This is a genomic window from Capnocytophaga sp. oral taxon 336 str. F0502 (genome assembly GCF_000411575.1).
Lineage (GTDB): Bacteria > Bacteroidota > Bacteroidia > Flavobacteriales > Flavobacteriaceae > Capnocytophaga > Capnocytophaga ochracea.
Genome location: NZ_KE150488.1, coordinates 246,918 through 261,033, shown reverse-complemented (window position 1 = coordinate 261,033; position 14,116 = coordinate 246,918). Strand labels below are relative to the sequence as shown.

Here is a 14,116-nt window from a genome sequence, read left to right as displayed (position 1 = left end):
ATAACAATAAAAATATAGAATAGTATGAAAAAATTTTTATTAATCGTAGCAGTTGCTTTTGCGAGCGCTACATATGCACAAACTGAAAAAGGAAACTGGATGGTAGGCTCTGATTTGTCTTTCTCTTATGAGACAAGTAAGGTAACTACTTCTACTAAAGTAAATAATGTTACAACAGATGTAGATGTTACTACCAATACCTTTAAATTCGTTCCTAATCTCAACTATTTTGTGATTAACAACTTAGCAGTAGGACTTGGTTTAGAATACCAAAACACAAAAGTAAAAGGAGCAAGTAATGCTCATAATACTTTTGCAATCGCTCCTAACGCACACTATTATTTTCCTATTGGTGGCAACTTAGCACCTTTTGTAGGAGCAAAAGTAGGATATGCTTGGGATTCTGTGGGAAGTAGTGATGAAAGTAAATCAAGAGGGTTACTCTTTGGTGTAAAAGGAGGTATTGCTTACTTTGTAAACCAAGGCGCTGCTCTTACAGGGTATTTAGGTTATGACTATCTAAACCTTAAAAACAAAGTAAACACTAATAACTCTGAAAAAACAGGTAAATTTGGTGTTGGTATCGGGGTAGCTTTGTTCTTCTAAGCTGAGAGATTTTATAACTAAATTAAGAATATGGGGTGTTTTAAAAATAGCAATATTTTTAGGCACCCTTTTTTAGTTAAGAGTGAAAAGTACGGCGTTTGCATTTAAAGACCAACCTCTCATTCCCCCTCAGACCCTGTAGCACTATCGTATTGTAAAACGCACTAAATAGAAGTAATACTTGGAATTATTTTGAAAAATGGGAACAGATGTTTTAACAAAAAAATCTTATACCCCTACCCCTGAAATAGAAGAAAAGGTAGAAAAACTTACAGAGGCAGAACGTCAAAGAATAGAATGGGCTCTCAAGGAAGAAGCCTTAGGCTTAGTTGTTTCTAATGAAGAAATAATGCGAGAAGCAAGAGAATTGTTATGCCAACGAAAAAGAAAATAGATTGGACGCATACTGCAAAAATTGAGTTCAACAACCCTAAGAAGATAAAACTATATTAGTTTAATAAAAGTAATTGAATATGAAACACAAGTTATTTCCTGCAGCACTACTTCTTTTAGTAGCTTGCAACCAAAACTCTAACAACACTAACGACGAAAAGATGAACTATCCTCAAACACGTATGGATAATACCGTCGATACTTACTTTGGCACTCAGGTGGCTGACCCTTACCGTTGGCTTGAAGACGACCGTTCTGCTGAAACCGCTCAGTGGGTAAAAGCGCAAAACGATTTTACGTTTGGTTATCTCTCCAAAATACCCTATCGACAAGCAATAAAAGAGAAACTCGAGAAACTCTGGAACTATGAGAAACTGAGCGCTCCTTTTACCGAAGGCGATTATACCTATTATTACAAGAACGACGGCTTACAAAACCAATCGGTGCTCTATCGCAAAGATAAAGAAGGCAAAGAAGAAATTTTCTTAAATCCGAATACTTTTTCTAAGGACGGAACTACTTCATTAGGAGACGTCGCTTTTTCCGAAGATGGTTCGTTAGTAGCTTATCTCATTTCAGAAGGCGGTAGCGACTGGCGTAAAGGGATAGTGCTGGATGCGAAAACTAAAAAGGCAATAGGAGATACCTTAGTAGATATAAAGTTTAGTAGTGTAGCGTGGAAAGGCAATGAAGGCTTCTTCTATTCCAGCTACGACAAACCCAAAGGGAGTGAACTATCAGCAAAAACTGACCAGCACAAACTTTATTATCACAAACTCGGCACATCTCAAAAGAGTGATAAACTCATTTTTGGTGGTACACCAGCTGAGAAATATCGTTATGTGTCGGGCACAGTATCCAATGACGGGAAATATCTGTTCATTTCGGTTGCCAATGCGACTTCAGGTAATAAACTATTTGTAAAAGATTTATCTAATCCTAAATCTTCTTTGGTAACTATTACCAACAATTTCGATGGAGATACAGGATTTGTAAATAACCAAGGCACAATGCTCTTTTTAGAAACCAATATCAATGCGCCTAACGGTCGCTTAGTGAAAGTAGACTTTAAAAATCCACAGCCAGAGCATTGGCAAGATGTTATTCCTGAAACCAAGAATGTGCTCAGTATTACTACCGCAGGCAAATATCTATTTGCTAAATATATGGTAGATGCTCTTTCTCAGGTAAAACAATACGACTACGAGGGGAAACTCATTCGCGAAGTGAAGCTCCCCAGTATAGGTAGTGCGGGAGGTTTTTATGCTAAAAAAGATGAAACACACACCTATTTTAGTTTCACCAATTACGCATATCCTACCCAAATATACAAAATGGATTTGGCAACAGGAGCTACTGAACTCTATTGGAAACCCGCTATTGCTTTTGATGCCACTCACTACGAATCTAAGCAAGTGTTTTATACCTCTAAAGACGGCACAAAAATACCAATGATGATTACCTATAAAAAAGGAATCAAACTCAACGGTAAAAATCCTACCTTATTATATGGATATGGAGGGTTCAATATCAGTTTGATGCCTACATTCGGTGTTGCCAATGCGGTGTGGTTGGAACTCGGGGGGGTATATGCTGTTCCTAACTTACGTGGAGGAGGTGAATATGGTAAACAATGGCACGATGCAGGCACTAAGATGCAAAAGCAAAACGTGTTCGACGATTTTATAGCAGCTGCTGAATATCTTATAAAAGAGAAATACACCTCTCCCCAATATCTTGCTATCAGAGGAGGCTCTAACGGAGGACTCTTGGTAGGAGCCACTATGTTACAACGCCCCGACCTGTTTAAGGTAGCTTTACCCGCAGTAGGCGTGCTTGATATGTTGCGTTATCACACTTTTACTGCAGGAGCAGGCTGGGCTTATGATTATGGCACATCTGATGATAGCAAAGAAATGTTTGAATACTTAAAAGCCTATTCACCCTTACACAATGTAAAACAAGGAGTAGTTTATCCTGCTACTCTTATAACAACAGGAGACCACGACGATAGAGTAGTACCTGCTCACAGTTTTAAATTTGCTGCGGAATTGCAAGCTAAACAAACGGGCAACAACCCTATTCTTATACGAATAGAGACCAATGCAGGACACGGAGCAGGGACACCAGTGAGCAAAACTATAGAACAAAACGCCGATTTGCAAGCATTCACTCTTTGGAATATGGGGATTAAAACACTCCGATAAAGAGTAGGGGAGAGGAAAAAGGAAAATAGCTTCGTAACAATATTACACAGCTTTTTATACTATTTAGTAGCCAAAAGTGTTTACAAAAGAAGTATTAAATAGGGTAAAAAGTAAACTCATTCTTTTACTTTTTTTTTACATTTCAAGGGGTAAAAGGGGTTAAAATGTAAAAATAGTGTTAAAGTTTGTAGGTTATTGAAAAATATTGTTGAATAAATTTTGTGTGTATAAAATAAATGCGTACGTTTGCGCCCTAATTAAATGTGAATTTAAACAATGTTTATGGCAAGAAGAATATTTGTAATGCTACTTGTACTATTAGTACTAGCTGCGTGTAAGCGTGGCGGTGGCGACAGCAAAGGAGAGCTTGTAGGTGTTAAGGGGAAGAGCTGGAAACAGCCTGCTCCTTACGGTATGACGCTTATTCCGAGTGGTTCTTTCATTATGGGTAGTTCCGATGATGATAAAACTGCGAGTTTTAACGCACCAGTGAAAACTGTGAGCGTGGGGTCGTTCTATATGGACGAAACCGAAATCACAAATAGTGAGTATCGCCAGTTCGTGAATTGGGTTCGCGATTCAATTATCCGTACTCAGTTAGCTGAAATGGCGGAACAAACCGGTCAGACCCAAGGCAGTGGAGGTATCGGTGAATATGCATACTTAGATGCGAACACCGAGAAGATGAATGCTTATCAGCAGTATCTTCAAAACACATATGGCGACCAAAAAGCACGAAAATTGAACAAGAAAGTAGCACTTATTTGGGACACTAATAAATTCCCAGATGAATACTACTCGGAAGTAATGGACAAAATGTATTTGCCCGAAGAAGAAGCCTACAACGGCAAACGCATTATGGACGTTCAGAAGTTCGAGTTTAAATATCAATGGCTTGATATGGATAAAGCCGCTCGTACTCGCGGTAACCGTAAAGACTTCATTAAAGAGGAAATCGTGAAAGTATATCCTGATACTACTGTATGGATTCGCGACTTCAACTATTCTTATAACGAGCCAATGCACAACGACTATTTTTGGCACGAAGCTTATGGCGACTATCCTGTGGTAGGCGTTAGCTGGATTCAAGCCAAAGCCTTCTGTGAATGGCGTACTCTTAACAAAAACTCTTATCAAAAATCAAAAGGTGATTACACAGTAAACTCTTTCCGTTTACCAATCGAATCGGAATGGGAATACGCAGCACGTGGTGGTCTGCCAGGAGGTACTTATCCTTGGGGAGGTCCTTATACCTATGATGATAGAGCTTGTTTCCTTGCAAACTTTAAACCAATGCGTGGTGACTATGCTGTTGATAATGCACTCTATACCGTAGAAGCTAAGTCGTACGAACCTAATGGTTACAACCTTTACAATATGGCAGGTAACGTATCAGAATGGACAAACACCTCATATGACCCCAATTCATATGAATATATGTCTACAATGAATCCTAACGTACTTGATGACAAAAATCACCGTAAAGTAATACGTGGAGGTTCTTGGAAAGACGTTGCCTTTATGTTGCAAGTAAATACTCGTGATTATGAGTACCAAGACTCAGCCCGTAGTTATATAGGGTTCCGTACCGTACAAGATTTTATGGGTATCAGCGACAAACAACAGGCTAAATCAGCAAGAGGATACAGATAGAATTAAAAGAAAAATCAAACAAATTAACTAATAAATTTAACAAATAAAAAAAAGTCTTATGGCAGGAAGTAGATCAACAAAGAAATTGTTTAATATGGTTTATGGTATAGGTGCCTCAGTTGTAATTATCGGTGCCTTAGCCAAAATTTTGCACGTGGATATCTTAGGTATCAGCGGTGGCGTATTGTTAGCAGTAGGGATGGGAACAGAAGCATTCGTCTTCTTCTTCTCAGCTTTTGAACCAATAGATGAAGAGTTCGATTGGTCATTGGTTTATCCTGAGCTAAAAGGAGGTGCTCCATCAGGACGCCAAGGAGCTTTGGCTTTACAGTCAGGAGAAGATAAGATTCTTAGAGAATCATTATCACAAAAATTAGATGGTATTTTAGCAGAGGCTCGTATCGATGCGAATATGATGCGTTCATTGGGAAGATCTATTGAAAACTTCGCAGAAGCAAGTAAAGAAATCGCTCCAGTGGCTAATACGATGGTGGCTACTCACAAATATGGTGAAGAGCTTTCAGCAGCAGCATCAAATTTAGAGTCATTAAACAGCCTTTACAAATTACAATTAGAAAGAACAGAAAGACAAGTATCTGCACAAGCAGGTGTTGTTGATAACTTAGATTCATTAAATCAGCAAATGCTTACGTTTAAAGACAACTTAAGATCTTTGAACACTATCTATGGAGGAATGTTATCTGCAATGGGCGGCGCACGATAAGAGTAATTATTTATTAACTTATTAAAAAAATAGCTTATGGCAGGTGGAAAATTAAGTCCAAGACAGAAGATGATTAACCTGATGTACTTAGTATTCCTTGCGATGATCGCATTGAATATGGGCAAGCAAGTACTAGATGCATTCGGGTTAGTGAATCAAAAGTTTGAATCATCAAACAAAAGAGCTAATGAAGGCACATCTAATGCTTTAGCCGAATTAGCAAATAAAGCAAATGAGAATCAAGCTCAATATGGTGAGATATATGAACAATCCAAACAAATAAAGGAACTATCAGATGGATTGTACAGCTATATCCAAGATATTAAAACCAAAGTAGAAGATGTAATTGGTCAAAAAGACATTCCTGTAAATCAAAGAAACTATCAGGCAATGGATCAGTCAGATTTTACTGACAATTATTTCTTTGCTGAGGGAGCACAAGCTAAAGCTCACGCAAGTGAATTCATTGAAAAAATGAAAACCTATCGCGAAGGAGTATTAAAAGTATTGGGAGATAATCCAGCTTATAAAGCTTTAGTCGATAAAGTAAGCGTAAACTTTAATACTGACGACGTAAAGAATAGAGAAGGCAGAACCGTAAAATGGTTAAATTTTAACTTTGAAGGGTTTCCTTACGTTGCAACTTTAGCAAAACTCTCAATGATGCAGTCAGACATCTTAACTACTCAACAAGAATTTTTCGATACTGCTTTGGCTGGTAGTTTGAAATCACAAGTTTCAATGACTAACTATACAACTTTACTTGAACAAGGTAAAGGAGCGTATTACCAAGGTGAGAAATTCGATGGTTCTATCGTATTGGGTAGAAAAGACGCTACTACACGTCCTAATGAAGTAGACATCGCTATCGACGGTAGAAAGTTAGGAACAAGTGAATACACCATTGAAGATGGTCGTGTGAAATTAAACATTTCAGCAGGTAATACAGGTGACCACAAAATTACAGGTAACTTGTACTTCGACCAAGACGGAAAACGTATTGCTGTACCTGTAGCACAATCTTTCTCTGTAATTCCTAAACCAAACTCAGCAGTTATTTCAGCTGATAAGATGAACGTAGTGTATCGTGGTGTTGCTAACCCTATCACTATCTCTATGCCTGGTGTTCCTGATAACAAAATTTCAGCATCAGCACCTGGTTTATCTAAAGCGAGTGGTAGTGGTGCTTGGGTAATGCGTCCAGGACAAGGTAGAGAAGTTACTATTCACGTAACAGGTGAGCTTGCAGGACAAAAATTCAGCTCTTCTAAAATGTTCCGTATTAAAAATATCCCACGTGCTGTAACCAGCTTGGGCGGACAAATAGGAAACGCTAAATTACCAAAAGCAAACGTATCTGTAATGCCAGTGATGGCTGTTTTGGAAGACTTCGACTTCGACTTGAAACTACAAGTAAACGAATTTAAAGTGTTCATTCCAGGACAACCAAGTGTATACGTGAAAGGTAGCAGAATGAACGAACAAGCAAGAGCAGCTGTTCTAAGAGCTAAACGTGGTGATAAAATCCAGATATTTGACGTGAAAGCAAGTATTATCGGTAACTCTGAGCTCAGATTGCCTCCTGTATCACCAATCGTAGTTGAAATAACAAACTAAGACAAACCATTATTATGCACGTAAAAAATATAATATTATTATTGCTTTCAGTATTTGCATTTCAGCTCTCTAAAGCTCAGGTAAACATCTTAAACGCAAAAGTAGCAAGCGAAATAGGTGTTAAATCTGAAGCGCGAATAGAAGCTGATAATGACAAACCACTACCTTATGGCTATGTGGACGACCGCGATATCCTTTGGTCAGTAGAGGTATGGGAAGTAATCGACCTCAACGAAAGAGCTAACTTTCCCCTCCTTTTCCCTACTGATACCTTGGAAATAGATGCTTATCGTCGCTCATTGTATGATGTACTTTTGAAGAACATCAAGAATGGCAAAATCCAAGATATCTATGTAGATTCTTATTTTACTCAAACAAAAACAGCAGAGTCAATAGAAGCATCACTATCAAAAGTAGATACTTTAGATGTAGGCTATGAGCAACTTAACGCAGGTGAAGCTCTTTCTCCTGAATATGTAACTCATAGAAACTTAGAGTCTGCAGATATCGCTCAGTACCACATCAGAGGTATTTGGTATTTCGACAAACGCCAAGGTGAATTAAAATATCGTTTGCTCGCGTTAGCTCCTGTAGCTCCCGACGTAAACTTTATAGATTCTGATGACTCTACTATGTCGGCATTAGTACCTCTATTCTGGGTATTCTATCCGCAAGTACGCGATATTTTGCACGAAGCGAAAACCTTTAATAGGAAGAATGATGCTCGCCCTGTCTCTTTCGACCACGTTTTAAATGCACGAATGTTCAGTTCCGTGATATTTAAAGAGGCGAATGTATACGGCGACAGAAAAATCAAGGAATTCCTTCCTGATAATGCACTCTTCCAATTGTTAGAAGCTGACAAAATTAAAGAGAAAATTCGCGACAGAGAGCAAGATATGTGGACAAACTAATTTTAAATTCACAGAAATATTCTTTAAACTGCTTTGAAAGAGCGTTGCTATCAAAAGCAATGCTCTTTTAAAGCAGTTTTTTAATAGAAAATAAATTTGTAAACTATGGATATCAAAAATGCACAATTAGCAGTTGATAATTGGATAAAAGAACACGGTGTTCGCTATTTTAATGAACTTACCAATATGGCACAGCTCACTGAGGAAGTAGGAGAGGTTGCCCGTATTATTGCTCGCCGTTATGGAGAACAGTCCGAGAAAGAAAGTGATAAAAACAAAGATTTAGGCGAAGAACTTGCCGATGTAGTATTTGTAGTACTTTGCTTAGCCAATCAAACAGGGATTGACTTGCAAGAGGCTTTTGATAAGAAGATGCTAAAAAAAACACAACGTGACCACGACCGTCATCACAATAATGAAAAACTAAAATAATTACGCTACATTATTGTATTTATCATTAGATTTTGTATCTTTGCCCTATTAAAACAAGTAGTATAAAATGGCTAAAACAACAAAAGATAACAAGGAAATGAGTGTAGAAGAGGCTAAAAAACAAGCTCTAAAACTCACCTTAGAAAAATTAGACAAAACCTATGGCAAAGGAACTGTACGTGCCTTAGGCGATAATCCTGTCGAAGACGTAGAAGTTTACTCTACGGGTTCTATCGGGCTCGATGCCGCTTTAGGCGTTGGAGGATATCCTAAAGGGCGCGTAATCGAAATTTATGGACCTGAATCTTCTGGTAAAACAACTCTTACACTGCACGCCATCGCCGAAGTACAAAAAGCTAAAGGAACAGCTGCTTTTATCGATGCTGAACACGCTTTCGACCCTGTTTACGCACAACGCTTAGGTGTAGATGTTAAAAATCTATTGATTACTCAGCCTGACAGTGGTGAACAAGCTCTTGAAATTGCCGATGCTCTTATTCGTTCCAATGCAGTAGACCTTGTAGTAATCGACTCGGTAGCAGCACTTACTCCCAAAGGTGAAATTGATGGCGAAATGGGAGACTCTAAAATGGGGCTTCACGCCCGACTAATGTCTCAGGCTTTACGCAAAATCACCGGTAGTATTAGCAAAGCAAAATGTATCGTTATTTTCATCAATCAGTTGCGTGATAAAATAGGTATTACTTTTGGAAACCCCGAAACAACAACAGGGGGTAATGCACTTAAATTTTATGCCTCTGTGCGTATAGATATCCGTAAAGACGGAGGACCTCAAGGAAGTGCTGCTATTAAGGACAGCAATGGCGAAATCATCGGTAATAAAACCAAGGTGAAAATAGTTAAAAACAAAGTAGCATCGCCTTTTAAAACCGCTACTTTCGATATTATGTTTGGCTTAGGCATCTCTAAGTCTGCTGAACTTCTTGAGTTAGGCGTTGAGGCTGATATCGTAGATAAAAGCGGTGCTTTTTATAGCTATAAAGGCACCCGATTAGGTCAAGGACGTGACGCCTCTATTGCAATGCTTAACGACAATCCAGAAATAGCTGAACAAATAGAAGTAGAACTACGCGAATGGCTTAAACATAATGAACTCTCTTCTAATCCTAAAAAAGGTAAAAAGAGTACTAAGGCTAAAGATAAAAAGGCAGTAGAACCTGAGTATTCTGAAGAGGAATACGATGAAGCCGATGCCTATGACGAAGAAGATGATTAGTTAAACACCAATATAATTGAGAAAGGCTGTGCAGAACGCTCTGCACAGCCTTTCTTTTTTAATAATTGAAACAACTATTTCTTTGCAAAAGTAAGGAGTACGCCTCCTTGTTTATCGGTAAGCAACAGTTGGTCTCCTTTTAGTTGGTATTGTCTTACCTTTTGCATAGCCATACCAAAAGCATCAGCAACCTCCATTTTTTCTGCACAAAGCATTAGTGTAGAAGCTAAATCACCAAATACAAGTTCTTTATCGGTGAGGGTTTTAATACTTCCCATAAAGGTATTACAGCTGTCAGAGCCGTTCACCTTCATTTCATTGATATTGAGTTTTAATGTAGGCTGTGTCTCAGGAGTGATAGCCATTTCTCCCAAACTCACCAGTTTCCATTCGCCTTGCAAATCAAACCGAGAGTCTTTCACCTTTTCTATTTCGCGCACCAAAGTATAAGCAACATTTGGTGCACCGGCGGAGGCGTCCTTCAGCGGTTTTTCGCTTACTTCTATCTTCTTAAAGTAGCCTTCTTCAAAGGTAAAACCTTCAATAGGAGCACAAAAAGCCTCCCATTGTGCTTTACTTAAATTATCACCTTTGTACACTTGCAAGCATTGCATTTTGCCAGCTCCTGCACTGCTTTCTACCTGGGAGCTATTTACCCAATATACCGCTTGGGTACTGGTAGAGCAACTCCCCAATCCTATTGCTACGCTCAGTAGCATCATAAACTTGATTTTCTTCATTGCAAATATTTTATATATTATTTTAATGTTAATTCGATATAACAAAAAACGCCCGTCGCGTTGCGACTATTTGATGTATTTCTTCAGCGTTTTCATTAAATCATTAGCTCTTAGGTTATCTCCTTGTGACAATAAGTTTCCTTCCGGGTCTATGAGAAAAGGCGCAGGGATACTCGTTACCCCATATTTCTCAGCGGTTTTGCCATCGCTGTCCCACACATTATGCCACACCATTCCTTCTATTTTGATAGCGTCCTGCCAAGTGTCTTTATCCTTAGGTCTATCTATCGATACTGATAGAATTACAAAATTCTTCCCTTTGAACTCTTTATACGCTTGTTTGAGGTATTTGTTTTCCTTCTTGCAAGGCATACACCACGAAGCCCAAAAGTCTACCAGCACATATTTACCACGTAATGAAGATAACGCTAACTTTTCACCATTAGGCTGTGGTAAGTTAATTTCAGGTACAAGGTTATGGCGTTGCAACGCTTGTGCAAAGGATTCCGCAGTTGCCAAAAAGAAAAGTGCTAAGGCTGTAAATAAAAATCTTTTTCTCATTCGTAATCTTGTTTTTTAGTTATTGTCTTTGCTCATACAAAAACCTGACCAAAGTCGTAGTACGACAAGCAATTCTTCATATCAGAATTAACCATTAACTACTAGTCATTAAAAATATCCTCCTTTTTTACGGTCTTCCATCGCCGCTTCTGTTACTTTGTCGTCTATGCGGGTCTCACCGCGTTCCGAAATACGCGAAGCAGTAATCTCATTCACCACCTCTTCAAGAGTCGCTGCATTGCTCTCTACGGCAGCAGTACAGGTCATATCACCTACCGTGCGATAGCGCACACGCTTGTTTAGGATAGTATCGTTTTCATCTATCTGGATAAAAGGCGACACCGCAATAAGTCTACCTTCGTACTCAATCACCTCGCGATTGTGCGCAAAATAGATAGAAGGAAGTGCTATTTTCTCCTGCTGAATATAATTCCACACGTCTAATTCCGTCCAGTTCGAGATAGGAAACACCCGCACGTTTTCGCCTTTCTGTATCCGACCGTTGTAGATGTTCCACAGCTCCGGACGTTGCAACTTAGGGTCCCACTGACCAAATTCGTCTCTTACTGAAAAGAAGCGCTCTTTGGCACGTGCTTTCTCTTCATCTCTACGCGCCCCTCCTATGCAGGCGTCGAAGTGAAATTCCTCAATAGTGTCCAATAAAGTGTGCGTTTGCAACCAGTTACGAGAAGCAAATTTACCTTTGGGCTCGGTAAGTCCTTTCGCTTTAATAGTGTCTTCCACTTGTCGCACAATCAGTTCCGCACCTATGCGTTTAGCAAGGGCATCGCGATATTCAAGTGCTTCGGGGAAGTTATGACCCGTGTCGATATGTACCAAAGGGAAAGGAATCTTCATAGGAGCAAAGGCTTTCATTGCCAAGTGCACCAAGGTAATAGAGTCCTTACCCCCACTAAAAAGCAAGGCAGGACGCTCAAACTGCGCCGCTACTTCGCGCATTATGTAAATACTTTCAGCTTCTAATTGTTTTAAATGTTCTTTATTCACGATTGTTATTCTTTGTATTTTACTTTTCTGCTTGTATGCAGAATATTTATCACTGTTATTGTTGTTGTTTTTCTTTTAGGCGTAACTTTTATCACATAATAAATCCCATAAGGGAATACTTTGGTAAAACACACTCTGATTTCCCTATATCTTTTAGTAAACATATAAGGATAATCTTTTATGTATTCAAAACATTTATCTATCTCTTGGAAGAAGCGGTTAGCTAATTTTTCATCAATATCAGTATAATAATCTAATATCTTTGATAGATTTTTTTCAGCTCTTTTTCCTACTCTAAATGTGTCAGAAGCCATATTTCTGTTTGAATTTTAGTTTTAAAACCTCCCAGTCTTCTGCTTCACCAGTTTCTTCAAATTCTTTTAAGCTTTCATCTAAAATCTCTTTATGCCAATCTGGAATCTCTTGAGTATTACTTAAATCAGCCTTCTCAAAACGCCATTCATTATAGGTTTCCATAGGAATAACAGCTAAAATGTCATTCCCTTCAGAATCTTTTATGTATTGTGCAGTTGTGTTCATAATTACTAATCTTTTAATCTGAAATTAATAGGATACTTATAATAGCAATCCACAGCCTCCCCTTTGATATTCTTAGCTGGATACATAGGCGGAAAGTTCTTAAACAAGTCTATAGCTGCCTTTTCCAATATAGGGTCGCCTCCTTCAGCTCCTTTAATTTTTAGAACCCCTTGCTTATCAATCACTATGTCAAGCACCACTTGCCCTTGTACGCCCCATTTCAGAGCTTTCTCAGGATATTCAAAGTGCATTACTACCCAATAGTCCAAACATTCTTTCACCGTCCTATCTACCATTTTTCTTGCTGAGGTATCAAATATACTACAATAAGGAAGCTTTACGGGTATTAATAAAGCGTCTTCTTTTTCTTGTGCTTGTACACTCAAACAACCTATTAACAAGGATAGTACGGTGAGTAAATATATTGTTTTCATCAGTCTCGCTCATTTTGTTCCACATAGTCATCAACAGGTGATGAGAGACATTGCTTGTGCTCCCACTCTTCGAGAAAATGCTAATAATAGTAACGTTAGCAAAAATAGAATTATGATAACTAACGTAACTTAGAAAGCACAAAGGTAGTACATTTTTTTTGATTTCAAAAATATACTACCTTTTAACAATTGTTTTCTGCTCTTTTCTCCTTTTCCGTCGCTACATTCCCCCTTTTCCGTCACTACATTCCCCCTTTTCCGTCACTACATTCCCCCTTTTCCGTCACTACATTCCCCCTTTTCCGTCACTACATTCCCCCTTTGAAGGGGCTAGGGGGATGTTATCCCTTTAAAGGAAATCCACATCGTCACTCTTCATTCGTCATTCGTCATTTCTTCCCTTTTCCGTCACTATATTCCCCCTCATTGAGGTAGCCAGCGATAGCTGGGTATGTGCACCGCAAAAGCGGAGTATGTGTAAAGGGGGAGGTTCCCTCCTAGTGCCTATGGCCTAAGGCCTATCACCTATTCCTCTTTCTTTCGCCTCGAAACCTCTTTTTTAACATTTTTAGCCTTGTTGTATTATACTATGAGTCAATCACTTATAAACCCTTTCTATACCAATCGTCCAAGATTCGTATAAGCTTCCTATAAGCTCTCTATAAGCTAACCCCACCCTCCTTACACCCTTTTTCCATCAAAAACTCTATCTCTCCTCTTCCGAACTTTTCCGTTTCCTTCCGAACACCCCTAACAGTCCCAACACATCGCTTTTTCATCCCAAACTTTGCCAAAGTTAATTGCCCGTCGTGCTACGACTGCCTGTGCGGCTCGCACCTTGGGCAAAGTTGAATAAACTAACAATCCCTCTGCTGGTTTACAAGGCGTAGCCTTGATTTTGTTTAAATTTTGTTTGATTTCTGAGGCACAGCCTCATTCCTCTAATACAACCTCACTCCCCATTTTCTCATTTTCTCATTTTCCCATTTCCTCATTCTCTAATTTTCTCATTTCCTCATTTTCTCATTTCCTCATTTTCTCATTTTCTAA

15 protein-coding genes are annotated in these 14,116 nt (G+C 38.8%); 9 read left to right on the top strand and 6 right to left on the bottom strand.

The window, feature by feature from the left end; genetic code table 11:
- The first annotated feature begins 24 nt into the window (after nt 1-24).
- From HMPREF1528_RS01260 to recA, 9 genes are all read left to right on the top strand, one after another.
- Nucleotides 25-606, top strand: coding sequence for an outer membrane beta-barrel protein (locus HMPREF1528_RS01260; protein ID WP_016478303.1), 582 nt, complete (start codon nt 25-27; stop codon nt 604-606).
- A gap of 199 nt (nt 607-805) precedes the next feature.
- The gene (locus HMPREF1528_RS01255) at nt 806-1,000 is read left to right on the top strand and encodes a hypothetical protein (RefSeq protein WP_016478302.1); all 195 of its coding nucleotides are present in this window, start codon (nt 806-808) and stop codon (nt 998-1,000) included.
- Between the two features lie 79 nt (nt 1,001-1,079).
- The gene (locus tag HMPREF1528_RS01250) at nt 1,080-3,206 is read left to right on the top strand and encodes a prolyl oligopeptidase family serine peptidase (RefSeq protein WP_016478301.1); all 2,127 of its coding nucleotides are present in this window, start codon (nt 1,080-1,082) and stop codon (nt 3,204-3,206) included.
- A 276-nt stretch (nt 3,207-3,482) separates the two neighbouring features.
- Nucleotides 3,483-4,859, top strand: a complete 1,377-nt coding sequence (gldK, locus tag HMPREF1528_RS01245; protein WP_002674370.1) for a gliding motility lipoprotein GldK — start codon at nt 3,483-3,485, stop codon at nt 4,857-4,859.
- A gap of 58 nt (nt 4,860-4,917) precedes the next feature.
- On the top strand, nt 4,918-5,583 hold the full coding sequence (gene gldL, locus HMPREF1528_RS01240; protein WP_002674368.1) for a gliding motility protein GldL: 666 nt from the start codon (nt 4,918-4,920) through the stop codon (nt 5,581-5,583).
- Nucleotides 5,584-5,619: 36 nt separating this feature from the next.
- The gene (gldM, locus tag HMPREF1528_RS01235) at nt 5,620-7,200 is read left to right on the top strand and encodes a gliding motility protein GldM (RefSeq protein WP_016478300.1); all 1,581 of its coding nucleotides are present in this window, start codon (nt 5,620-5,622) and stop codon (nt 7,198-7,200) included.
- 14 nt (nt 7,201-7,214) lie between these two features.
- Nucleotides 7,215-8,114 carry a gliding motility protein GldN gene (gene gldN / locus HMPREF1528_RS01230; protein ID WP_009410502.1) on the top strand — a complete coding sequence of 300 codons (900 nt, stop codon included), beginning with the start codon at nt 7,215-7,217 and terminating at the stop codon, nt 8,112-8,114.
- Nucleotides 8,115-8,219: 105 nt separating this feature from the next.
- On the top strand, nt 8,220-8,546 hold the full coding sequence (locus HMPREF1528_RS01225) for a nucleotide pyrophosphohydrolase (RefSeq protein WP_002674362.1): 327 nt from the start codon (nt 8,220-8,222) through the stop codon (nt 8,544-8,546).
- 67 nt (nt 8,547-8,613) lie between these two features.
- The gene (recA, locus tag HMPREF1528_RS01220) at nt 8,614-9,783 is read left to right on the top strand and encodes a recombinase RecA (RefSeq protein WP_016478299.1); all 1,170 of its coding nucleotides are present in this window, start codon (nt 8,614-8,616) and stop codon (nt 9,781-9,783) included.
- A gap of 74 nt (nt 9,784-9,857) precedes the next feature.
- On the opposite strand, the gene HMPREF1528_RS01215 is transcribed toward recA, so the two are convergent.
- The 6 genes from HMPREF1528_RS01215 to HMPREF1528_RS01190 all read right to left on the bottom strand — a co-directional run bounded on the left by HMPREF1528_RS01215 (nt 9,858) and on the right by HMPREF1528_RS01190 (nt 13,066).
- Complete coding sequence (locus tag HMPREF1528_RS01215; RefSeq protein WP_016478298.1) at nt 9,858-10,523, bottom strand: DUF4377 domain-containing protein; 666 nt, start codon at nt 10,521-10,523, stop codon at nt 9,858-9,860.
- Nucleotides 10,524-10,589: 66 nt separating this feature from the next.
- On the bottom strand, nt 10,590-11,084 hold the full coding sequence (locus tag HMPREF1528_RS01210; protein ID WP_016478297.1) for a TlpA family protein disulfide reductase: 495 nt from the start codon (nt 11,082-11,084) through the stop codon (nt 10,590-10,592).
- Nucleotides 11,085-11,192: 108 nt separating this feature from the next.
- A complete protein-coding gene (gene cysD / locus HMPREF1528_RS01205; RefSeq protein WP_002674358.1) occupies nt 11,193-12,092 on the bottom strand; it encodes a sulfate adenylyltransferase subunit CysD in 900 nt (299 codons plus the stop codon).
- A 5-nt stretch (nt 12,093-12,097) separates the two neighbouring features.
- Entirely contained in the window at nt 12,098-12,406 is a 309-nt protein-coding gene (locus HMPREF1528_RS01200; RefSeq protein ID WP_016478296.1) for a type II toxin-antitoxin system RelE/ParE family toxin, read from the bottom strand.
- Nucleotides 12,396-12,632, bottom strand: a complete 237-nt coding sequence (locus tag HMPREF1528_RS01195) for a hypothetical protein (protein WP_016478295.1) — start codon at nt 12,630-12,632, stop codon at nt 12,396-12,398. Before HMPREF1528_RS01195 ends, HMPREF1528_RS01200 begins: the two co-directional genes overlap by 11 nt.
- Before the next feature lie 5 nt (nt 12,633-12,637).
- Nucleotides 12,638-13,066 (bottom strand): energy transducer TonB, encoded by a 429-nt coding sequence (locus HMPREF1528_RS01190; protein WP_016478294.1) that lies wholly within the window; start codon nt 13,064-13,066, stop codon nt 12,638-12,640.
- Nucleotides 13,067-14,116 lie beyond the last annotated feature (1,050 nt).